General features: G+C 55.6%; 23 protein-coding genes. 20 read left to right on the top strand and 3 right to left on the bottom strand.

Annotated features, from left to right (window positions below):
- Positions 1-51: 51 nt before the first annotated feature.
- Positions 52-1,992: a DNA polymerase gene (locus tag ACED87_RS07785; RefSeq protein WP_449089842.1), complete on the top strand. Its 1,941-nt coding sequence runs from the start codon at positions 52-54 to the stop codon at positions 1,990-1,992.
- Here the strand turns inward: ACED87_RS07785 and ACED87_RS07780 are convergent.
- Positions 1,989-2,732, bottom strand: coding sequence for a uracil-DNA glycosylase family protein (locus tag ACED87_RS07780; protein WP_449089841.1), 744 nt, complete (start codon positions 2,730-2,732; stop codon positions 1,989-1,991). The genes ACED87_RS07785 and ACED87_RS07780 overlap by 4 nt on opposite strands.
- A 366-nt stretch (positions 2,733-3,098) precedes the next feature.
- On the opposite strand from ACED87_RS07780, the gene ACED87_RS07775 reads away from it, so the two are divergent.
- From ACED87_RS07775 to ACED87_RS07750, 6 genes are all read left to right on the top strand, one after another.
- Positions 3,099-3,869 carry a phage antirepressor gene (locus ACED87_RS07775; protein WP_449089840.1) on the top strand — a complete coding sequence of 257 codons (771 nt, stop codon included), beginning with the start codon at positions 3,099-3,101 and terminating at the stop codon, positions 3,867-3,869.
- 5 nt (positions 3,870-3,874) lie between these two features.
- Positions 3,875-4,300 carry a DUF7768 domain-containing protein gene (locus ACED87_RS07770; RefSeq protein WP_449089839.1) on the top strand — a complete coding sequence of 142 codons (426 nt, stop codon included), beginning with the start codon at positions 3,875-3,877 and terminating at the stop codon, positions 4,298-4,300.
- Positions 4,297-6,555 (top strand): phage/plasmid primase, P4 family, encoded by a 2,259-nt coding sequence (locus ACED87_RS07765; RefSeq protein ID WP_449089838.1) that lies wholly within the window; start codon positions 4,297-4,299, stop codon positions 6,553-6,555. Before ACED87_RS07770 ends, ACED87_RS07765 begins: the two co-directional genes overlap by 4 nt.
- Before the next feature lie 151 nt (positions 6,556-6,706).
- Positions 6,707-6,985 carry a VRR-NUC domain-containing protein gene (locus ACED87_RS07760; protein ID WP_449089837.1) on the top strand — a complete coding sequence of 93 codons (279 nt, stop codon included), beginning with the start codon at positions 6,707-6,709 and terminating at the stop codon, positions 6,983-6,985.
- The gene (locus tag ACED87_RS07755; RefSeq protein ID WP_449089836.1) at positions 6,966-8,330 is read left to right on the top strand and encodes an SNF2-related protein; all 1,365 of its coding nucleotides are present in this window, start codon (positions 6,966-6,968) and stop codon (positions 8,328-8,330) included. The genes ACED87_RS07760 and ACED87_RS07755 overlap by 20 nt, the downstream gene beginning before the upstream one ends.
- On the top strand, positions 8,327-8,791 hold the full coding sequence (locus ACED87_RS07750) for a hypothetical protein (RefSeq protein WP_449089835.1): 465 nt from the start codon (positions 8,327-8,329) through the stop codon (positions 8,789-8,791). Before ACED87_RS07755 ends, ACED87_RS07750 begins: the two co-directional genes overlap by 4 nt.
- A 222-nt stretch (positions 8,792-9,013) precedes the next feature.
- On the opposite strand, the gene ACED87_RS07745 is transcribed toward ACED87_RS07750, so the two are convergent.
- Positions 9,014-9,241 carry a hypothetical protein gene (locus tag ACED87_RS07745; RefSeq protein ID WP_449089856.1) on the bottom strand — a complete coding sequence of 76 codons (228 nt, stop codon included), beginning with the start codon at positions 9,239-9,241 and terminating at the stop codon, positions 9,014-9,016.
- Here ACED87_RS07745 and ACED87_RS07740 point away from each other — a divergent pair.
- A complete protein-coding gene (locus tag ACED87_RS07740) occupies positions 9,173-9,340 on the top strand; it encodes an HNH endonuclease (RefSeq protein WP_449089834.1) in 168 nt (55 codons plus the stop codon). The genes ACED87_RS07745 and ACED87_RS07740 overlap by 69 nt on opposite strands.
- Before the next feature lie 353 nt (positions 9,341-9,693).
- The gene (locus ACED87_RS07735; RefSeq protein WP_449089833.1) at positions 9,694-12,075 is read left to right on the top strand and encodes a glycoside hydrolase domain-containing protein; all 2,382 of its coding nucleotides are present in this window, start codon (positions 9,694-9,696) and stop codon (positions 12,073-12,075) included.
- A gap of 110 nt (positions 12,076-12,185) precedes the next feature.
- On the opposite strand, the gene ACED87_RS07730 is transcribed toward ACED87_RS07735, so the two are convergent.
- Positions 12,186-12,602: a hypothetical protein gene (locus ACED87_RS07730; RefSeq protein ID WP_449089832.1), complete on the bottom strand. Its 417-nt coding sequence runs from the start codon at positions 12,600-12,602 to the stop codon at positions 12,186-12,188.
- Between the two features lie 59 nt (positions 12,603-12,661).
- On the opposite strand from ACED87_RS07730, the gene ACED87_RS07725 reads away from it, so the two are divergent.
- The 11 genes from ACED87_RS07725 to ACED87_RS07675 all read left to right on the top strand — a co-directional run bounded on the left by ACED87_RS07725 (position 12,662) and on the right by ACED87_RS07675 (position 22,925).
- Positions 12,662-13,243, top strand: coding sequence for a P27 family phage terminase small subunit (locus tag ACED87_RS07725; protein ID WP_449089831.1), 582 nt, complete (start codon positions 12,662-12,664; stop codon positions 13,241-13,243).
- A 106-nt stretch (positions 13,244-13,349) separates the two neighbouring features.
- Positions 13,350-14,537, top strand: a complete 1,188-nt coding sequence (gene metK, locus ACED87_RS07720; protein WP_449089830.1) for a methionine adenosyltransferase — start codon at positions 13,350-13,352, stop codon at positions 14,535-14,537.
- On the top strand, positions 14,509-15,756 hold the full coding sequence (locus ACED87_RS07715; protein ID WP_449089828.1) for a site-specific DNA-methyltransferase: 1,248 nt from the start codon (positions 14,509-14,511) through the stop codon (positions 15,754-15,756). Before metK ends, ACED87_RS07715 begins: the two co-directional genes overlap by 29 nt.
- Before the next feature lie 139 nt (positions 15,757-15,895).
- Entirely contained in the window at positions 15,896-16,606 is a 711-nt protein-coding gene (locus ACED87_RS07710) for a hypothetical protein (protein ID WP_449089827.1), read from the top strand.
- Entirely contained in the window at positions 16,603-16,809 is a 207-nt protein-coding gene (locus ACED87_RS07705) for a DUF4314 domain-containing protein (RefSeq protein ID WP_449089826.1), read from the top strand. Before ACED87_RS07710 ends, ACED87_RS07705 begins: the two co-directional genes overlap by 4 nt.
- 214 nt (positions 16,810-17,023) lie before the next feature.
- On the top strand, positions 17,024-17,326 hold the full coding sequence (locus ACED87_RS07700; RefSeq protein WP_449089825.1) for an Nmad4 family putative nucleotide modification protein: 303 nt from the start codon (positions 17,024-17,026) through the stop codon (positions 17,324-17,326).
- 88 nt (positions 17,327-17,414) lie between these two features.
- Positions 17,415-19,019 carry a terminase large subunit gene (locus ACED87_RS07695; protein ID WP_449089823.1) on the top strand — a complete coding sequence of 535 codons (1,605 nt, stop codon included), beginning with the start codon at positions 17,415-17,417 and terminating at the stop codon, positions 19,017-19,019.
- A complete protein-coding gene (locus ACED87_RS07690) occupies positions 18,991-19,596 on the top strand; it encodes a GNAT family N-acetyltransferase (protein ID WP_406712862.1) in 606 nt (201 codons plus the stop codon). The genes ACED87_RS07695 and ACED87_RS07690 overlap by 29 nt, the downstream gene beginning before the upstream one ends.
- A gap of 73 nt (positions 19,597-19,669) precedes the next feature.
- Positions 19,670-20,974, top strand: coding sequence for a phage portal protein (locus tag ACED87_RS07685; protein WP_449089822.1), 1,305 nt, complete (start codon positions 19,670-19,672; stop codon positions 20,972-20,974).
- Positions 20,967-21,674: a head maturation protease, ClpP-related gene (locus tag ACED87_RS07680; RefSeq protein WP_449089821.1), complete on the top strand. Its 708-nt coding sequence runs from the start codon at positions 20,967-20,969 to the stop codon at positions 21,672-21,674. Before ACED87_RS07685 ends, ACED87_RS07680 begins: the two co-directional genes overlap by 8 nt.
- 36 nt (positions 21,675-21,710) lie before the next feature.
- Positions 21,711-22,925, top strand: coding sequence for a phage major capsid protein (locus ACED87_RS07675; RefSeq protein ID WP_449089820.1), 1,215 nt, complete (start codon positions 21,711-21,713; stop codon positions 22,923-22,925).
- Positions 22,926-22,939: the final 14 nt, after the last annotated feature.

Genomic DNA, 22,939 nt, shown 5'->3' with positions numbered 1-22,939 from the left:
ACCCCGGCACACCCATCTCTGCCAGCCCCAGCTATTAGGACGTGAAATACCGTGCGCACCTTGAACATCGACATCGAAACCTACTCATCCATCAACCTCGCTACCAGCGGCGTCTACACCTATACAGAGGCCAAGGACTTCGACATCCTGCTCTTTGGTTACAGCATCGACGGAACTGAACCACAGGTCATCGATCTAGCCCACGGTGAGCAGTTACCCGACGACGTCCTAGCTGCCCTGACCGATGCAGCTGTCACCAAGATTGCCTTCAACGCGGCCTTCGAGCGTATCTGCATCTCAGCCTGGCTGCACCAGCACCACCCACACCTCATCGACAGCGACTTCTTGGACCCAGCTCAATGGCGCTGCACCATGATTACCTGCGCATACCTGGGACTCCCACTATCGCTAGAACATGCAGCCATCGTCCTCGGGTTAGAAGAACAGAAGGACAGCCGAGGCAAGAAGCTCATCCGCCAGTTCTGCACCCCAGCCAAAGACGGACAAGCCATGCTGCCTAGCTTGCACACCCAGGACTGGCTGAACTTCAAGTCCTACAACGCTCAAGATGTCCGAACCGAACTAGCCATCTCCAAACGCTTAGAAGCCTTCATCATCCCCGAGGCTGAGTGGGCAACCTACGCCCTGGACCAGCGCATCAATGACACAGGCATCCTCATCGACCTTCCCTTAGCCCGCCAGGCCATTACCTGCGATCAAAACCACCGGGTCAAAACCCTAGCCCGCGCCCAAGAACTCACCGGACTAGAGAACCCCAACTCACCCCTGCAACTCAAATCCTGGCTGACCGAACACGGCTGCACCATCACCGGCCTCACCAAAGCAGAAGTAACCGAGGCCCTCACCACCGCAACAGGCATCACAAAAGAAGTCCTGGAACTACGTGGTGAACTCGCTAAGTCCTCCGTCAAGAAGTACCAAGCAATGACCCAGGTTGCTGGGAAAGACGGCAGAGCCAGAGGCCTTATCCAGTTCTATGGGGCCTCCCGTACCGGACGCTTCGCTGGACGCCTTATCCAGGTCCAGAATCTGCCCCGGAACTATCTGCCCGATCTTGAATCTGCCCGTAACCTCCTGGGCACTGGGAATCATGAAGCACTCGAACTGCTCTACCCATCTGTTCCCGATACCCTCAGCCAGCTCATCCGCACCGCCTTCATCCCCACACCCGGAAGCCGGTTCGTCGTTGCCGACTTCTCAGCTATCGAAGCGCGGGTCATTGCCTGGCTGGCAGGCGAGGACTGGCGGCTACGTCTCTTCAAGCAGGGCGGAGATATTTACTGTCAGTCCGCCTCGCACATGTTCGGTGTACCGGTTGAAAAGCACGGAGTGAACGCTGAGCTTCGGCAGAAAGGCAAAATCTCAGAATTGGCCTGCGGCTATGGCGGGTCCGTCGGCGCACTCAAAGCCATGGGAGCCCTCACCATGGGCCTTTCTGAGGCTGAACTCAAACCCCTGGTCGATGCCTGGCGCAACGCCAACCCCATGATCGTCCAGCTCTGGTGGGATCTCGAAGAAGCCATCACCCACACCGTCACTACCCGTGTTCCCAGCCAGCTCGGCCCCCTCACCATCACATGGCAAGCTGGGATCCTCTTTATCCAGTTGCCATCTGGCCGTCGCCTAACCTATATCAAGCCCCGCCTGACCACCAACAGGTTCGGATCCACCAGCATCGAATACGACGGGGTGCTACCGACCAAGAAGTGGGGTGCCATCGAGTCCTATGGAGGAAAGTTCACCGAGAACGTGGTCCAAGCTGTCGCACGTGACCTCCTCACACACGCCCTACACCAGGTCGCAGAGGCCGGGCACCGAATCGTCATGCATATTCACGATGAAATCGTGGTGGAAACCAGCACGGCAACTGTTGAGGACATCTGTCAGCTCATGGCCCAGGCCCCGGCATGGGCGGCCGGGTTGCCGCTAGATGCTGACGGGTATGAGTGCTCCTTCTACATGAAGGATTAGAAGTGCTTCTTGAAAATTGAAATAAGCTGCTCGGTGCGCTGTGCATCAGGTCTTCTAGCTGAGGCATGAATGATTTTCTCAATCCTGCAAGGGGTGTTCCTATACACGCTAGATAGCGCCTTAACAAAGGGGCCGCTTTCGTTTTCCTCACCTGACAGCCAGTCAAAGGCATCATTTCCAAGAGCAATAAGTAATGGTGGAACTCCGTTGTTCCCCCGAGTACATATTTCTAGCTCAGCCTGGAGCAGATCAGCGCATCGTTGGACATGATCATGATCTTTGGCATCATCTTCGATCTTTTCATTAAGGTTTTTCACAGTTCGTGTTGGCACAAGTTTGAAAACATCCGTCATATATGGAGCTGGAGCAGCCACACCTTGTTTATGAGGAATCTCATCAAGAGCAGCAGGCAAAGATTTCATCAGCCGTAAGTCTCCAGAATGTTTCTCGGTATGGAAGTTTTGCCAGTCCTTGATCTCTTTTGCTGCTTCAGTTCCGCCCCAATTAACTCCAAGAAAAACAACTGATGTCGTCATAGGAGCAAGTGATTGAAACTCATCTTCGTTGGCGGCTGTGATGGGTGAGAGATCATGCCTGGTATCTCCCCACCGAGCCCATGATGCCGCCTGTCCAAGGCGAAACTTTCGCTGCGCAATCGCGACATCTGGAATCGAAGTATCGGAAATATCGAGAGTTCGTAGCTCTTCATAAATTTCCCAACTTACTGTAGTTGCAAGCATGACTCACCTCGCGTTGCTTAGGTCTATGCGTATCAGCTGAGATCCAGTTACGCTCATTCCCAAGTGCGAAATCTCTTCATTTTAGTTTGCAAAATAGGCGCTAGCCGATGACCCGCTGAAGTAAATTCTGATTCTCTAAGAATACTCCACTCATGGCAGAAACGCTGCCGCTGGATGCTGACGGGCATGAGTGCTCCTTCTACATGAAGGACTAACTGACCCCGGGTGCAGGTGGTTTCAAAGAGTTTTTAGTCCTTATGTCCGGTATTGGTTCGTCCAAAGGGCGTATGACTGAGAGCCCGAAGCAGGTGCACCCGTACTTTGCTGGAAACAGTCGATTTTGGCTCTTAGAAACGGGGCCTACACATGGTCAGCAACACTGCACTGCAGGCATTCCAGAACCCTGCCTTTGGAACCATCCGCACCATCAACCAGGAAGGCCGCATCCTCTTCTGCGGCAAGGACGTCGCCACCGCACTGGGATACCACAACACCAATAAGGCACTACGCGACCACTGCCGTGGGGTAACGAATCGTTACCCCATCACCGACTCACTCGGCCGTATCCAAGAAGCTCGCTTTATTACCGAAGGCGACCTCTACCGCCTCATCGCAGCCTCCAAACTCCCTGCCGCCCAAGCCTTCGAAGCCTGGGTCTTCGACACCGTCCTACCCTCCATCCGCACCACCGGCGCCTACCTCGACCCAGCCCATCTAGCAGACCCACAAGTCCTGATCCAGATCCTTGAAACTCTCAAGGCAGAAAACACCCGACGCCTGGCAGCCGAACAAGCCCTGGCCGAAGTTGAACCCAAAGTCTCCTACTACGACCTAGTTCTACAATCTCGCGATTCACTCACCATCCGCGTCATTGCCAAAGACTACGGCCTTTCGGCCCAACGACTCAACGAACTTCTTCATGAACTAGGAATCCAGTACAAGCAATCTGGTACCTGGCTGCTCTACCAGAAGTACGCCGGGCACGGCTACACCGACACCAAAACCCACATCATCAACGACGCTGGCCGCACCCGCGTCCACACCTACTGGACCCAAAAAGGCCGACTCTTCATCTACGAAACCCTCAAAACCCAAGGCATCCTGCCAATCATCGAACAAGACACCCAGGAGGCCTAACCACCATGGCTAACAACCGGGAACTCAAATACAACGCCGCAGGCTACAAAGACCCCACCGCCTATCACGCCCTCATGTCAGCAGGGCAACCAGCCTTCACCCCAACAGCCCTGGTCTACATCTGCTCACCCTACCGAGGCGACACCACCGCCAATATCCGCATAGCCCGCCAATTCTGCGCAGTAGCTGTAGAGCGCGGCTACGCGCCGCTCGCCCCGCACCTGCTGCTCACCCAATTCATGGATGACGACGACCCGGCCCAACGGGCTGCCGCTTTTGGCATTAACCGGCTCATCCTCAACCTTTGTGAAGAGCTTTGGGTCTACGCGCCGCGAATCAGCAGCGGCATGGCCCACGAAATCCAGATCGCAACAGCCCACCAGATACCCATCCGCTACTTCAACCACGACTTTCAGGAGGCCCGCCCATGAGCACCCCTTTCACCCTCTACACCGCAACAGTCACAGGCCAGCAAACCAACACCAGATACCCCCACCAACGCACCATCATCACCGTTGATGAGCTCACGACCGCAGCAGCTTTCGACCATGTAGCAGCCGAATACCAGGGCAACATGCGCTCGGCAACCGGATTCATCACCAGCAACTGCCTGGTCATGGATATCGATAACGACCACACCGATATCCCCGACGAGTGGGTCACCCCAGCCACCCTCGAATCCCTGCTACCTGCCATAGAGTTCTACACCGCCACCAGCCGCAACCACCTCACCCCCAAAGGCGTGCTCTCAGCCAGGCCCCGCTTCCACGTCTACCTACCCATCACACCTATCACCGAAGCAGCAGACTATGCAGGACTGAAGAAGAAACTAGCTGCCCGCTACGACTTCTTTGACGCTAACGCCGTGGATGCTGCCCGCTTCATGTACGGCAACCCAGCCACCGAGGTCACTTACCATCCAGGAGACCTGCTCATCGATGAACTCTTAATCGACCAGTTCGCCAACTTCGATGAAGCCACCCAGCAAATTGCTGAAGGCTCCCGGAACGCCACCATGAGCCGCTTTGCAGGGCGTATCCTCATCCGCTTCGGAAACACCACCGAAGCCAAAGAACTCTTCAACCAAAGGGCAGCTCAGTGCAACCCGCCCCTACCGGAAACTGAACTAGCGTCCATCTGGAATTCAGCTACCCGCTTTGCTACACGAATCCAGTCAGAACCCGGCTACCTGCCCCCTGAGCAGTACGCCCAGCTCTCATCGCTGCAACCAGATGACCTAACCGATATCGGCCAAGCAGAGATACTGGCGGCCGAATACCACGGGCAGCTGCGGCACTCACCAGCCACCGACTGGATTGTCTACACTGACGGGCACTGGCAAGAAACCGGCCCTGGGGCGCACGGGCTTGCCCAAGAGCTCACCAAACGACAACTCATCGAAGCAACACTCGCATTTGAAGAAGCAACCGGCAGGCTCAAAGACACCGGAGCTGCCTCCCTGCTGGCAGCCATGACGAAAACTAAAGCCATGAGCATGTTCTCACCCCTGCAACACCAGGCCTACCAACAATTTGAGGAAGCAGAAAAGTATCTCAAGTATGTGCTCAAGCGCCGTGAATCCCGCGCCGTCGCGGCCTGCCTGCGCGAAGCTCAACCCATCTTGCAAGTAGCACCCAGCGATCTGGATGCCGACCCCTACCTGCTCAACACCCCAAGTGCCACCTACGACCTGCGCCAGGCAGGCACCAAGGCACACGCACACCGAGCAGAAGACCTGATCACCAAACAAACCGCACTGGATCCCGATACAGCAGGAGTAGATATCTGGGCTGCAGCCCTAGAAGTATTCTTCCAACGCGATACAGAGCTCATGGCATATGTGCAGCGGATTGTGGGGCTTGCCGCCTTCGGCAAGGTCATGGTTGAAGCCCTCATCATCGCCTACGGGGATGGCCGCAACGGCAAATCAACTTTCTGGAATGTCATCGCCCGAGTCCTTGGCACTTATTCAGGCAACATCTCAGCTGACGTGCTCACCGTCGGCCAAAAACGCAACGTGAAACCCGAACTTGCCGAAGCTAAAGGCAAACGCCTCCTCATCGCAGCAGAACTGGAAGAAGGCATGCGGCTGAACACCTCCAACGTCAAACAACTAGCCTCCACCGATGAGATATACGCCGAGAAAAAATACCGCGACCCTTTCGCCTACACACCCAGCCACACCCTGGTGCTCTACACCAACCACCTACCTAGGGTTGGGGCCATGGACGCCGGAATCTGGAGACGGCTCATCGTCATTCCCTTTGAAGCCAAAATCGAAGGCGACTCCGACATCAAGAACTACGCAGACTACCTCTTCGAGCACGCAGGTGGGGCGATACTGGCCTGGATCATGGAGGGAGCTCACCTCATCCACGCCGAAAACTACCAGCTCGTGCCCCCGGCTGTCGTCCAACAAGCAGTAGCTGCCTACCGGGAGACCAACGACTGGTTCAGCCGCTTCCTCGAAGAATGCTGCGAAGTCGACACTGCCCTGACCGAAGGCTCCGGAGCCCTCTATCAGGAGTACCGGGCATGGTCAGTCCGCACCGGCGAATACCCGCGTTCAACCACCGACTTCTACCAAGCCCTCGAGCAGAGCGGCTTTAGCCGACGCAAAACCAAACGCGGCTACACCGTCTACGGACTGGCTCTGACCAGCGAATTTATACCTAAAGACAGCTAAAGGGTGCAGGTCGGTGCAGGTCATACCTAAAAGTCGCTTAAGGGGCATAAATATTGGCCTATAGGGAAGTTTAGGAAACGACCTTCATAGACCTGCACCCTCAACCCCAAATCAACCCACAACTATTTGAAGCATTGAGGAGCAGGCAGGTATGAAAGAACAAACCCTCGAACGCAAACTCATCACCGCAATCCAGGCCATCGGAGGGCTCTGCTGGAAATTCACCAGCCCCGGAACCGCAGGAGTCCCAGACCGTATCTGTATCAACCACGGCCGCATCATCTTTATCGAGCTCAAAGCACCCGGCCACAAACCCCGGCCCATCCAAACCCGCCGCATTGAGCAACTCAAACACCACGGCATCGACGTTCGTATTATCGACCACCCCGACCAGATCCAGGAGCTCACCCATGCATTACGTACCGCATAGCTACCAAACCCAAGCCACCCAATTCATTGAGGACAAACCTGAAGCTGCCGTCCTGCTGGGGATGGGCCTAGGGAAAACCGTCATCACCCTCACCGCCATCTGGAACCTCCTACTGGACTCCTTCCAAGCCCGCCGCGTGCTGATCATCGCCCCACTGCGGGTCGCCCGAGACACCTGGCCAACAGAAACCCTCAAATGGGACCACCTTCACGGGCTCACCACAGCAGTAGCCGTCGGAACCAAAACCCAGCGCATCCAAGCCATAACAGCTGAGGCCATGGTGACCATCATCAACCGTGAAAACATCCCCTGGCTCATCAAACATCTAGGTAGCAGCTGGCCCTACGACATGGTGGTGATCGATGAACTCAGCTCCTTCAAATCCCACACCGCCCAACGCTTCAAAGCACTAGCTTCACGCAGGGCAGCCATCACCCGCATGATCGGGCTGACCGGAACTCCTGCCTCTAACGGGCTCATGGATCTTTGGGCCCAATTCCGTCTCCTGGATGGAGGGCAGCGTCTGGGCCGCTACATCAGCCACTACCGCAACCGCTACTTCATCCCAGACAAACGCAACGGCCAACACATCTTCACCTACAAACCCCGCGAAGCAGCTGAAGAAGAAATCTACGCCGCCATCGCCGATATCACCCTGTCCATGAAAACCACCGACTACCTCACTCTGCCGGATCTCACCGTCACCAACCACCACCTCACCATGGGCCCCAAAGAACGCAAAGCCTACGAGCAGCTACGCGATGAGATGGTCCTCGAACTAGAGGACACAACCGTCGATGCTGCGAACGCTGCAGCCCTCTCAGGCAAACTACTCCAGATGGCCTCTGGGGCGGTCTACACCGACACCGGGGACACCACCACAGTGCATACCAAGAAACTCGATGCCCTTGAAGATCTGGTGGAAGCAGCTAACGGCAACCCGCTCCTGGTGGCCTATTGGTTCAAGCACGACGCCACCCGCATCCAGGAGAGAATCCCTGCCGCCAGAGTTTTGAGGACCAGCCAGGATATCCGGGACTGGAATGCAGGTTTAATCCCGGTTGCTTTGATTCACCCAGCCTCCGCCGGGCACGGTCTCAACCTACAAGCCGGTGGTAGCATCCTGATCTGGTTTTCCCTGACCTGGTCCTTAGAGCTCTATCAGCAGACCAATGCCCGCCTCTACCGGCAAGGGCAAACACGGCCCGTCACCATCACCCACCTGGTGGCCACCGACACCTTGGATGAGAAAGTCCTAGCTGCTCTGGAGGCTAAAGACACAACCCAAGCTGCCCTCATCGACGCCGTCGCCTGGGCTCTGACCGAAAAGGAGGACCTCAAATGAAAGACCACCCTTTCTGGGACTACTTTGACTACCGCAAGGCCGCTATTGCCGTCCTGCAGGACTATGCCACCCAAGCTGTCATCCTCGAACATGCAGACGCTGCAGCGGAAGAAAAACAAGCCTCCCTGACAACTATTGCTTCCCCTCGTACTGATGGGTTGCCAGGAGCCAAAAACCCTCGGGCAACCGAGGACCGTATCTGTGCTGTCATCGATCAGGTAGATGCTCTCAAAGTTCGCAAGCAAAGAGCCCAGGACTATATGAACTGGTTCAACCCAGCTTGGGAAGCCCTGGGTGACAATGATCGGTTGGTGCTGGAAGTATTTTTTCTCGACGGTCTTTCGGCAGAGGAAGCTGCGGTGAAAGTAGCAGACCATTTCTACGTTGAACGCAAGAGTGCCTTTGCCAAGAAACAGCGGGCACTGGGCAAGTTTGCGAGGCTACTATACGGACGGGACTAGGCTTCGCGCGCACCAGTGTAGCTAAAAAGGTATGACTTTCATGGTTTGCATGTTGCATCCTGTAAGTGGTTGAAAAGTAGGTCCAACCACCTCGGACCCCACAAGCCTCTGAACAGATGCTTGTGGGGTTCACTTATATCCGCTGTCGATCGGAAATAAGAGAGAGCAGCCTAGATGCCCCGCAAACCAGCAACACCCTGTTCTCACCCTGGCTGCCCAGAGCTATCGAACGACAGGTTCTGCCCGGCACACGCCCAGCAGGATGCGCAAAGCTACCGGCGTTACCAGCGTGACCCTAAAATCAACCGACGCTACGACCATCGGTGGCGAAAAATCCGGGACCGATACATCGCAGCTCATCCTTTGTGTGAGCAGTGCCAGATGGATGGCCGCATCACCCCGGCGCAGGAAGTCCACCACGTCCTGCCGCTTGAGCACGGCGGTAGCCACGACGAGTCCAATCTTCAGGCTTTGTGCAAGCCCTGTCACTCACGGCAGACAGCCTGTGGTGGAGACCGATGGAGGAAGGGCAAGCTCTACACCTACTAACCCCTATGCCCTGTGTGGCCGTCTATGCCGGGCGCTGGGGCTGAGCTAGCAGGTAGCGCTATCTTCGAGTTGCCTAGAGTTTTCCGGACAGCGGCCAAGTTGGGCCGGGTAGGGGCGGTGAAATCTCTACAGCCTCAGGTGAGACGAGCGGGCCTGGGGGCTTGCGTGTAAAAATCCCGAATCAAACAGGGTATTGACTCTAGCAGCCGCAGGTCATCATTTTTCAGACTTCGAATACTGATTTCCAACCCTCTGCTGTATTCGACCAACCAAACTTGTCCCACCGCTTACCAGCTCAGAACCGTTCTGAAGCGACGGTGGGATTTCAACTAACAAATAAGGAGATCACCCTCATGGATTTGATGGTTCTCAACACTCAGCAATGGCTCAACTCCACCTATGGAAAACGAGCAGGCTTCGGCACCGTCAAAGAAAATGGCCAGACTGGCTGGGACACAATCTACGGGCTCATTCGAGCACTCCAGCTCGAACTGGGTATTACCAGCCCGGTCAATAATTTTGGCCCTGGAACACAGTCACGCTTCCAGAGCCGCTGGCCCAACGGTCTAGCACCGAGCAGCAACGACAGTAATGTGCACGGCATTATCCAAGGTGCCCTCTGGTGCAAGGGATACCCGGCCGAATATGGTGGCATCACCCCCAAATTCTCAAGCAACGTCGCAGCATCCATCATCCAACTCAAGAAGGATATCGGTCTGGATGCTTCCGATGCCGTCATCGATCTGGAATTAATGATGGCGTTGCTGTCGATGAAGCAGTTCCGTCTCCTTACCCTCTATGGCGGAAACGCCTCAATCCGCTCTGCTCAACAGGCCATCAACCGGCAGTATAAAAACTACACCGGTATTGTGCCTACGGACGGTCTCTACGGTCGCGAGATGAATACTGCTCTCATCCAGGTCCTGCAGTCTCTGGAAGGCTTTACTCCAGAACAGGCTACTGGCTTTTTTGGTAGCGGTACGCGTTCACGTCTCCAGACGGTTAATAGCGGTACTAGCCAGTGGGTTTGGCTCGCCACAGTAGCACTGGTCTGCAACGGCTACGATATTTCAGTCTCCAGCACCTGGAACCAAACCCTCGCAAATACTGTTCGCTCTTTCCAGAGTGCCCATGCCTTGCCTGTATCTGGATCTGTAGACCCGACTACTTGGATGAGTTTGCTGACCTCTAAGGGTGACCCCGACCGACCTGCGGTTGCATGTGATACCCGTTTTGAAATTACTGATGAGTTTGCGGGGCACCTAAAATCAGATGGATACAAAATTGTCGGTCGCTACCTGACTGAACCTGGGCAGGAAAGCCTAGACGAATCTGACTATTTCAAGGCTCTCAGGACAGGGGAACTTGAACGCATCGTCAAGCACGGGCTCAAATACTTCCCAATTTTTCAGGAATATTCAACAAAACTCTCTAATTTCACCGTAGAGAACGGGATTCGTCATGCACGAGAAGCTCAGGTAGCCGCACAGCGTCTTGGTGTACCCCCAACGGTGATTTATTTTGCAGTGGACTATGATGCAACTGATCCCGAAGTTACTAGTAATATTCTTCCCTATTTCCAGGCGGTAAGCGAGAATCTTGGAGGCGGGTATAAGGTCGGTATCTATGCTGCACGAAATGTTTGCTCACGAACCATTGGTGCTGGTTTTGCTTCCGCCGCGTTTGTATCTGATATGTCGACAGGGTTTTCAGGGAATCTGGGATTCCCGATTCCAGAACGCTGGGTTTTCGACCAGTTCCATGAAATTAGCGGCTACAAAGGTAAATGGGACTTAGACAGGGTTGCTTACTCAGGACTAATCGAGCCCTGTTCCACAGTTGAAGCTGTCATCATCGAGCCCGTCAGTGGGAGATCAGATCCGCTGTACTCCTGGGTCAGGAAGACTGAAGAAGAATGTATTGCTGCTCTAAGTGGACTCTTTAGTCCCTTCCAACCTTATAAGCGGCTTGTCGGACAGTTTATCTTGGAGTGGTTGCGTAAACCTGAGTACTGGGATGGAGCAGAAGGAACCAGCGTTTCACTTGACTCAAGCTTGCTCTGGAAGGCTTACACTCCTGAGTTGACGATTCCTGCTGAGTTACATGCAGCCCGTTTAGCTTGCGCTTCTGTTTGCGAAAAACAGCCCAAAATTAAAAGAACCATCGCTCATAGGGATATCGCCCATTGGGCAGCTACTACGTTGGGGTACCTCCACTGGGGTGTTGAAACTCAGCATGACAAATCTGGACTTGGCGATTTGGGAGGTTGGCCGCTAGATCTTCTACAGATTTGGGGGGCCTACAAGCGTGATACGGCCTCTCCTGATTCTCTTGAAGTTTGGTTGACAAAACATTTAGGGAAAATCGGTGATAGCTTCGGATTTGATTATGCTGATGTCCTTGCAGATGGCGATGCTTGGCTTGTTGCACGTTATACGAAGGTTCACCCTGGAGAGCATTCTCTTTCTGAAGCTATTCAGGAAGTTTATTCACGAAATGAGAGTGAGCGAATCCGATTCTTTTATCAGGAGCGGTTTGGTAGCTCATCTGAAAATGTGGTGAAAGCATACGCCCCCATGACAGATGGTATCGACGCTTTCGGTATTGAAAACGTGGTTTTTACTAACTGGGCTCTCAAACAAGCCGCTAATACAGACAGCTTGCCAACAGCAGATGAGGCTAAGGTGTCAGCACGCTGTTTCGCTAAATATTTGGAAAGCCCCAATCCAAATTAATATTTAGGATTAGGGTTATGACCTCTTTTTAACCTGCGCCATGTTGCCCTCAAAGAATAATAGTGTCTTTGAGGGCAACAATAACACTTTTATACGTCTTATTTTGATTATCACCTTGGTATCTGATCCCAGGCAGTAAAAATAATTATAGAAGAAATGAGCAGCCCCCACAGTAGAAAAGGTGTAAAAGCGACAGTTAGAATGACTTTGAAAGATCGATAGAAAATGAGAAGCTTTCTTGATTTTACTGGATATTCTCCCTCTGTGCTTTTCCATAAAGATAAGAAAAACATCACCAGTGCTACCGCCCAGAAGCTCAATCCATATATCTGTAGATAGAAGAAACGAGCGACTTCCAGGATTTTTTTCTCGTAAGAAAAAATGACTGGAACTGGAAGCTCAGAAAGAAGTTTGTAGAGGGCATCTTGGTAGAAAAATCCAAAAACGGCAGGTGACAACAGGAAAGTTCCTATCCACCAGATGACCTGACGAATCCAGTACCTCTTTTTCTTTCTAGACGCTGTCAAATTATCCTCTTCGAAGTGGCAGTTTCTTCCATCTTACCAAACATTCATAGGAAGGAACCATGGCTAAAGATGGCACTAACCGAGGAGGACGACGCGTCCGTGCAGGCAAAAAACCAGACCCCCTCAACGAAAAACTCGCCCAAGGTCGCCCTGCCACTAGGCTCACCCCACCACAACCAGCAGACCTAGACCTCTACGACTTCACCGGCGATGACATCGGCGACGGCGTGGAACTCACCGGCTCAGCCATGCCGCCGCCCTCGGACTACCTCTCAGCCGAACAGCGTGACGGCAAACCCCTCGGTGCTGACCTGGTCTACAAGGAAACCTGGCAGTGGCTCGATGAACGCGGCTGCACCGACTTCGTCTCCAAACGCCTCATTGAGTCTTATGCCCAAGCCTTTGCCCGCTATGTCCAATGTGAAGAAGCCATCTCCAAATTTGGTCTGCTCGGCAAGCACCCCACCACCGGCGCAGCCATCGCCTCACCGTTCGTTGCCATGAGCCAGTCTTTTTCCAAGCAAGCCAACGTCTACTGGTACGAAATCTACGAAATTGTAAGGGCAACCTGCACCACAGACTACAGCGGCTCCAGCCCCGGCGATGACGTCATGGAACGACTCCTCAAAGCCCGCAGCTAAACTCAGCACACTCAAAAACACAGTTTTTCTGGCACCTACCAAACACGGTAGGTGCCATTTTCATACCCCAACAACACAACATTCATCGAAAGGTGTGGATCTACTCATGACCCTGAAAACAGCTGAATCCGTCTGCATCGGACACCCCGACAAGCTCTGCGACCTCATCTGCGAGACCATCTTGTCCAACATCCTCCTCGAGGACCCGGCAGCCCGAGTCGCTGTTGAAGCAGCAGCCAAAGGCAGGCACATCTACATCCTGGGTGAAATCACCACCACGGCCCGGCTGCACCTCAAAGAATGGGCCCGCACTGCCCTCAGCACAGCAGGCTACAACCCGCGCAGCTTCCGCATCCACCCGAACATCACCCGCCAGTCCGCCGACATCGACTACGGCATCACCCAGTCTTACGAATCACGCACGACCCAGGATAAGACCGCACACGGCCTGCTCGGGGCAGGTGATCAAGGAACCGTCTACGGTTACGCAACTAACGAGACCAAGGACTACCTGCCAGCGCCTCTGGTGATCGCCCACAATATCTGCTGCCGCCTGGATGAAGCCCGCACCAAGGGACTAATCTCCGGCATCCGCTCAGACGGCAAAGCCCAGGTCACCCTCCGCTACGACGAGAACAACCGCCCAATCGAATCCACCGCCATTGTGGTCTCCATCCAGCACCTGCCCTCCAAGAAACGCGAAGAGCTGACCCGAGAACTCCGATCCCTGGTTATCGGCCCAGCACTAGGCGATATCCCACTAGCTGACAACGCAACTATCCTGATCAACCCGGCCGGTCCCTTCATCACCGGAGGACCCAAAGCCGACAGCGGGCTCAGCGGCCGCAAGCTAGCAGTCGATACCTACGGCGGACTCGCACCCCACGGAGGTGGTGCTTTCGCAGGTAAAGATCCTTCCAAGGTAGACCGCACCGCAGCTCTCATGGCCAGGCATATCGCCCGCTCCCTGGTCGAAACCAGCTCAGCCAAAGAAGCAACCGTCGCCATCTCCTATGCCATCGGCAAAGCAGACCCCGTAGCCTTCACCGTTGATACCCACGGCACCGGCCTGCTCGACGACAGCACCTTGACTGAAATCTGCGCCAGTATCTTCCCGTTACGCCCTTCAGCCATGATCGAATTTTTGGACCTGCGCCGCTGGAGCCGATACGACCAAGCAGGCACCTACGGCTACTTCACCACCTACAGCACCTGGGAACGCTACTCCCATCTCACCCGAGCCTTGCGAAAGGAGGTCCAAGATCGTGCTCATCCAGAATTTACCCATCTCTAAACTCACCCCAGCGACCTACAATCCCCGCAAGGAACTCAAACCAGGGGACGCTGAGTTCGAAAAACTCACCCGCTCCCTGGCCGAATTCGGCTATGTCGAACCTGTGATCTGGAACAAGAGAACAGGCAACGTGGTCGGCGGCCACCAACGCCTGACCGCTCTCAAATATCTGGGCCATACCGAGGTGGACTGCGTCGTCGTTGATCTCGATGAAGTACGCGAAAAAGCCCTCAACGTTGCCTTGAACAAGATCAGCGGCGACTGGGACGAAGCTAAACTCGCCCTCGTTATTGCAGATTTGGATGTAGCGGACTTCGACGCGGAGCTGACCGGCTTCGATGAAGCAGAAATCGCCTCCCTCATCGGCAGCCTCGATGACACTGAAATCCAGGACGATAAGTTCGATTTGACCGCTGCCCTTGAAGCTGCCGCCTTCGCCAAGCGCGGAGACATCTGGACGCTGGGACGTCACAGGCTGGTCTGCGGGGACGCTACCGACGCTACGGACGTAGAGACCCTGATGGAGGGGAAACTCGCCAACCTTGTGCTCACCGACCCGCCCTATAACGTCGCCTTCGAATCCACCTCTGGGCTCTCGATCAAGAACGACAAGATGGCAGATGATGCCTTCGCCCAGTTCCTTACCGAGGCCTTCACCCTCATGGCCGAACACTGTGAGAAGGGAGCCTCAGCCTATATCTTCCATGCCGATACCGAGGGCCTGAACTTCCGCACAGCCTTTAAAGCAGCCGGTTTCTACCTTTCGGGTACCTGTATCTGGGTCAAGGATTCGCTGGTACTGGGCCGCTCACCCTATCAGTGGCAACATGAGCCGGTGCTCTTTGGCTGGCTGAAGGGAGGCAAGCATGCCTGGTATGCAGACCGGAAGCAAACCACTATCTGGAATTTCGCCAAGCCCAAGAAGAACTCAGACCATCCAACCTCTAAACCCCTGGATCTGCTGGGCTACCCGATCAGTAACTCCACCCAGGCCAATGCCATTGTGCTCGATACCTTCGCTGGCTCAGGCTCAACCCTCATGGCCTGCGAAGCTCTGGGGCGGATTGCCTACTGCATGGAATTGGATGAGAAGTATGCCAGCGTCATTCTGCGCCGCTACGCCAAGGACACAGGGGACGCAGCCGGTATCAAATGTATTCGAGACGGCAAGGAATACAGCTATCTTCAGCTGGTCAAAGAGGTCGAACGAGCTGCCTAAACCACCACTAGTCAAGCGGTGAGGGGTGGTGCTTATGATCTCTAGCGGTAAGTGGGGCGGTGTGCTTGAGAGTGCGCCGTATCTAGGGCTGTATGTACATGACCAATTCAATCCACAAGCGAAGAATCGAGGTTCACTCATGGTCAAGTACACCCGCCCCCTTGCCACCAGTTTCAAGGGTGCAAAAACCAAGGTCAAACTGGCCGCTATGGCCCGGGCCATCGCTGATCTGGCCGATGCACCCCGGATTGATGCCAGCCCCGATAAGGCCTACACCTACAAGGTCGTCACCACCTACATTTACCCCGGCGGGCTGGTCTACTGGGGCAAGGACATCCCCACCGGCATGGTCAGCTACATCATTCGCTACCTCGAAGGTGAAGGCTATGAACCGCAGGACATCACCGACTTCCCGGTCACCATCACCACCTTGGATCAGAGCATCAGCCTGCACCGGGAGGCCTGGGCTAAGCAGCACCAGGACAATATCGCTCGCAGTATCAGCGCTAAGGCTCACCTGCTGGCAGCCGCCTTGCAGGTACCGCAAAGCCAGATCAGAGTGGAGCTGGCTGAGGATACCGTCACCTGCCCCTGGTTCACCAGCAGTAACACCACTGAGCAGATTGAGGCCTGCCAGGTGCTCCTTGAAAAAGTCGCTCAGAACGCGGCAACCTCCCGCACCCTTGCAGCCACTTCGAGTACCGAAGGGTCGGCCAAGTATGCCATGCGCTGCTGGCTTATCCGCCTGGGACTCAACGGCCCTGACTACAAGCAGGTCCGCAAAACCCTGCTGGCCAACTTGGACGGCAACGCTGCCTGGAAAACCGCACCTACCCCGGAGGCAGCATGAGCACCCACCCGGCACCAGGTACCCGCATCCGCCTCATCAGCACCAGTGACCCCTACACAGCCCTAACCCCAGGCGATGTTGGAACTGTCGAGCTGGTTGATGATGTAGGGACCGTCCACGTTGCCTGGGACAGTGGCTCTCACCTGGGTCTAATACCCGGTGAGGATACCTTCAAGATTCTCAGCCCCACCAGCAGCCAATAACAACCCCCGGCCAGCTGTGCCGGAGCAGCTCTAGAGACCCACCGACATGGGTCTCTACCTGCTAGAAATCCACCGCTTTCGACCGGAAATTCAAGGGATATACATCTCTAGAAAGTAGTGCATGACCAGCCCAAATGCCGCTGGATAGTGTTCAAATCCTATGGCTATATAGACAGTACCCAAAGACAAGAACACACCCGGAAGGAACCCCATCATGCTGGAGCACGGACACTACACCGAAATGGACACCATCACCACCGCCAAGGACCTGAAGAAAGCCTGCCGCTTTCAAGGCAACATGATGCCCGTCGGAGGCCACATCATGGTCACCCGCTGGGGCTGGAACTACGAGAGAAGCGCCATGGGCTACGAAGCCCACATCTACACCTACACCAGCGCCGACCGCAGCGAAACAGCGGCCATCACCCACACCCTCTACTCAGCAGCCGACCATCAGGACTTCACTTCAGAGGCCGAAGCAGGAGCCTGGGCCTTCGGAATGCTCGCAGCCCTCTAACACCCCACCAGCCGAAACCAAGCACCCCACACACCGCAGGGGTGCTGGCCCTTTCCCAGCACCTCGTGGAAGGAGAAGCCCAAACCTGATGCGCACCCTCACCAGCTACCAACCAACCCGCTTCATGGCCGAGACCTCCCACTACGACAAGAAACGCGCCGACTACGCTGTGGCCTTCATCCAGGCCCTCAAACACACCAAGGGCCGCTGGTCCGGTAAAAACTTTGAACTGATCGACTGGCAAGAACAAATCGTGCGCGACATCTTCGGCACCATCAAACCCGACGGCTACCGCCAGTTCACCACCGCCTACGTCGAAATCCCCAAGAAACAGGGTAAAAGCGAACTGGCCGCCGCCATCGCCCTCCTGCTCACCTGCGGGGACGGCGAAGAACGCGCCGAAGTCTACGGGTGCGCCGCCGACCGCCAACAGGCCTCCATCGTTTTCGAGGTCGCAGCGGATATGATCCGTATGTGCCCGCCACTGGCCAAGCGCGTGAAAATCCAGGCCTCCCAAAAACGCATCATCTACACCCCAACCAACAGCTTCTACCAGGTTCTCTCCGCGGAGGCCTACTCCAAGCACGGCTTCAACATCTCCGGGGTGGTCTTTGACGAGTTACACACTCAACCCAACCGGGCCCTGGTCGATGTCATGACCAAGGGCTCCGGTGATGCCCGTACCCAACCGCTCTACTTTTTCATCACCACCGCAGGTACCGACACACATTCGATTTGCTACGAATATCACCAAAAAGCCCTCGACCTTATTGAGGGCAAGAAACACGACCCGACCTTTTACCCGGTGGTCTACGGGGCAGCGCCAGAAGATGACTGGACGGCTGAATCCACCTGGTTCAAAGCCAACCCCTCTCTAGGGATCACCGTGCCAGTGGAGAAAGTCCAGCAAGCCTGCCACTCAGCCAGGCAAAACCCGGCCGAGGAGAACACCTTCCGTCAGCTACGCCTGAACCAGTGGGTCAAACAATCGGTGCGCTGGATGCCGATGCATGTCTGGGAGGCCAACGCGAACCCAGTAGACCTGACGGAGTTGGAAGGACGAACCTGCTACGGCGGGCTGGATTTGGCTAGCACCACCGACATCACTGCCTTCGTCTTGGTCTTCCCACCCCAGGATGCTGAAGATCAGTACGTGATCGCACCCTGGTTCTGGATCCCGGAAGAAAACCTGAAACTCAGGGTCGCAAGAGACCACGTCCCCTACGATGACTGGGCCACTCAGGGGCATCTGCAGACGACCGAAGGCAATGTCGTTCACTACGCCGCTATTGAAGCCTTCATCGAAGAACTCGGCGAACGGTTCGATATTCGTCAGATCGCCTATGACAGGTGGGGTGCTGTGCAGATGAGCCAGAACCTCGAAGCCATGGGCTTTACCGTGGTGCCCTTCGGCCAGGGCTTCAAAGATATGAGCCCACCGTCCAAAGAGTTCATGAAACTGGCCCTGGAGGGAAAGCTCGCCCACGGCGGGCACCCGGTGCTCTCCTGGATGGTCGATAACATCCACATCCGCACTGACCCGGCAGGCAACATCAAACCCGATAAGCAAAAGTCCACCGAGAAAATCGACGGGGTGGTTGCCACCATCATGGCCCTTGACCGAGCCATTAGATGCGGCAACCTGCCTAGTGAAGGCTCTATCTATGATGAGCGAGGGCTGCTTGTCTTCTAGGAATGCCTTTGAGAAAATTAGTGCATTGAGTTTAAGGACTGATATGGATCTACCGATTTCAACTCCGAGGTTAAAACTTCGAGCGCATGAGCCAGAAGATGCAGCTGCTTTGCATGCTTTCTATAGTCGAGAAGATGTTGCTCGCTACTTACTTGATGATCCATGGACCTTGTCTGATGCAAAAACTAAGGTCCAAGAACGTGTAGCGAAAACTGATCTGGATGGCCCTTCAGAGGCTCTAGCACTCATCATTGAGTTCGAGGGGAATGTCATTGGCGATGTCCTCCTTTGGTTCACTGATGTAAAGCATCGAGTTGCTGAAGTTGGTTGGGTACTCGATCCCACCTTCAGCGGTAAGGGCTACGCATCAGAGGCTGTTAAGGCGGTGCTTGATGCAGCTTTTAATCAATACAAATGCCACAGAGTGATTGCCCAGATGGACGCTCGGAATGACAGCTCAGCAAAGCTAGCGGAGCGGTTGGGGATGCTGAAAGAGGCTCACCATCGGCAGGATTGGTTCTCCAAGGGCGAGTGGACTGACACGCTCGTTTACGCGATGCTAGCTTCAGATAGATAGCGTTTTTTGATTCTCTCTAAAGCACTTCTCACAGTTCGTGAGGAGTGCTTTTCTTTGTGCAAGGAGATCTTTCATGAGTTTCTTTCGCTGGTTCAAACCCCGCACCATCAGCAACCATCACCTCAGCACTGGTCACTCCTTCTTCTTCGGTACCACCTCCAGCGGCCGTGCCGTCAATGAACGCACCGCCATGCAAATGACCGCCGTCTACTCCTGCGTGCGGATCCTGGCCGAAGCAATCGCCGGACTGCCCCTGCACCTCTACCGAACAAGGGAGGACGGTGGGAAAGAAAAAGCCATCGACCACCCGCTCTACCGGCTCCTACACGATGAACCGAACCCCGAGATGACCAGCTTCGTTTTCCGGGAAACCCTCATGACCCACCTGCTGCTGTGGGGTAACGCCTATGCCCAAATCATCCGCAACGGCAAAGGCGAAATCCTAGCTCTTTACCCCCTCATGCCCAACCGCATCCAGGTCGGCCGCGACAAAACCGGAGCCCTCTACTACAACTACCAAACCAGCACCACCGACCCCACCAACCCAACCGGGATCGTAACCCTGAGCGCAACCGACGTCCTGCACATCCCAGGGCTCGGCTTTGATGGGCTGGTCGGATATTCACCCATCGCCATGGCAAAAAACGCCATCGGCATGGCCATGGCCACCGAAGACTACGGGGCCTCCTTCTTCGCCAACGGGGCAGCCCCCGGCGGCGTACTAGAGCACCCCGGAACCATCAAAGACCCCTCGCGGGTTCGCGAATCCTGGCAAAAAACCTTCGGTGGAGCCCGCAACGGCAACAAAGTCGCTGTATTGGAAGAAGGGATGAAATACACCCCGATCGCGGTCTCACCAGAACAAGCCCAGTTTCTAGAAACCAGGAAGTTCCAGCTCAACGAGATCGCCCGGATCTTCCGCATCCCACCGCACATGATTGGGGATCTGGAAAAATCCAGCTTCTCCAACATCGAACAACAGTCCCTGGAGTTCGTGAAATACACACTCGACCCCTGGGTCATCCGCTGGGAACAAGCCATCACCAAAACCCTGCTGGCCCCCAAAGAAAAACCGGGCATCTTCGTCAAATTCAATCTCGAAGGCCTCCTACGCGGCGACTACGTGAGCCGCATGAACGGGTACGCAGTAGCTAGGCAAAACGGGTGGATGAGCGCCAACGACATCCGCGCCCTAGAAAACCTCGACCGAATACCCACCGAAGCTGGAGGCGACGAATACCTCATCAACGGCAACATGCTGCCCCTCAACCTCGCCGGAGCCTACGCCAGCACCCAACCTGACACCACTGCCGCTGAAGAACCCAACCAGCTAGCAGACTCCACGAAAGACCCACCCCACAGGAGAAACAATGAGTAGACGTTTTTGGAACTGGAGCGACCCTCACCCCGACACCAACGAGGTGAGGGTCTTGCATATTAACGGCCCTATCGCCGAAGAATCCTGGTTCGACGATGAAACAACACCCACCCTCTTTGAAAACGAACTCAAAGCAGGCACCGGGGACATCACCGTCTGGATCAACTCACCCGGAGGTGACTGCATCGCAGCAGCCCAGATCTACAACATGCTGCTGGACTACCCAGGGCACGTGACCGTCATCATTGATGGTCTAGCTGCCAGCGCCGCATCCGTCATCGCCATGGCAGCCTCCACCGTGAAAATGACCCCGGTGTCCATGATGATGATTCACAACCCAGCCACTCTGGCTGCAGGCGACACCCAGGAACTCGGTCGAGCCATCGACATGCTCCAGGCCGTCAAAGAATCCATCATCAACGCCTACGAGCTGAAAACCGGGATGCAACGAGCCAAACTGGCCCGTCTCATGGACGCCGAGACCTGGATGGACGCTACCGCAGCAATGCAGATGGGCTTTGCTGATGAGATCCACACCGGCACCATCCAACCACTGAAAGCAAGCGGGGTGGTCTTCAACCGTCATCAGGCAGAGCTCGCCCTGGTCAACAAAATCACCCACCAGCAGCCCGCCCTGACGCAGGCGACAGGCCGCAGCATCGCTGAAGCCTACGCGGCCCTCATGACCGCACCCCACTAACCCCACCCACATTATTGATTGGAGAACAGATTCATCATGACCACCACAGCCACGCTCTTTGACCGTCGAGCCACACTTTGGGAGCAGGCTAAGGCCTTTCTCGATGAACGCCGCAGCGCCAACAACGGCCTGCTCACCGCCGAGGACGAGCAGACCTACTCCCGTATGGAAGCAGAACTCGATACCCTCACCAAAGAAATCGGCCGCACCGAACGCGCCGAACGCATGGAGCGCGAACTGGCCCGCGCCACCGCAACCCCGCTGACCTCCATGCCCGGCACCAGCCCCGATGCCCCCGAGGAAACCAAGCGAGGCCGAGCCAGCAACGCCTACAGGTCAGCCTTCTGGGACGCGATGCGCCTGAACCACTCGCCCCTAGAAATCCGCAACGCCCTATCTGAAGGCGTCGATTCAGAAGGCGGCTACCTGGTGCCCGATGAATTCGAAGCAACCCTGGTGACCTCCCTGGCCGATGAAAACGTTATGCGTTCGATCGCGAAGGTCATCCAGACCACCAGCGGGGACCGCAAGATCCCTGTGGTCTCCACCCACGGGGCAGCGGCCTGGCTGGATGAAGGCAAACCCATGAGCGAATCCGATGAGGTCTTCGACCAGGTCAGCCTCTCAGCCTTCAAGCTGGGCACCTTCCTGAAAATCAGCGAGGAACTGCTGCAGGATGCGGCCTTCAACGTGGAGGCCTACCTAGCCGATGAGTTCGCCCGACGGATCGGTGCAGCTGAAGAAGAAGCCTTCATTACCGGCGACGGCCGAGGCAAGCCTACTGGCATCTTCGCAGCCACCGGCGGTGCACCGAGCCCTGTCACCACAGCCAAGGCCACTGATATCACCGCCGATGAGCTCATCGACCTGCACTATGCCCTTCGAGCTCCCTACCGGAAGAACGCGACCTGGCTGATGAATGATGCCACCGTCAAGACGGTACGCAAACTCAAGGACTCAACCGGCCAGTACCTCTGGCAGCCTGCCCTGACCCTAGGGGCACCAGATACGATTCTGGGCCGCCCGGTCGCAACCTCCACCTTCGTCCCAGAAATCAAGGCCTCAGCTAAGTCCGTGGCTTTCGGTGACTTCTCCTACTACTGGATCGCTGACCGGCAAGGACGGTCCTTCAAGCGCCTCAACGAGCTCTTCGCCACCAGCGGCCAGGTCGGCTTCCTCGCCACCCAGCGAGTCGACGGCAAGCTCATCCTGCCTGAAGCCGTACAGGTCCTCACCCAGAAGACCACCTAACCCTCATAACCCTT

It is taken from the genome of Rothia sp. 32237D007AR (assembly GCF_053544675.1).
Note: the sequence above shows the minus strand (reverse complement) of the source record. Positions and strands in the feature narration are given on the sequence as shown.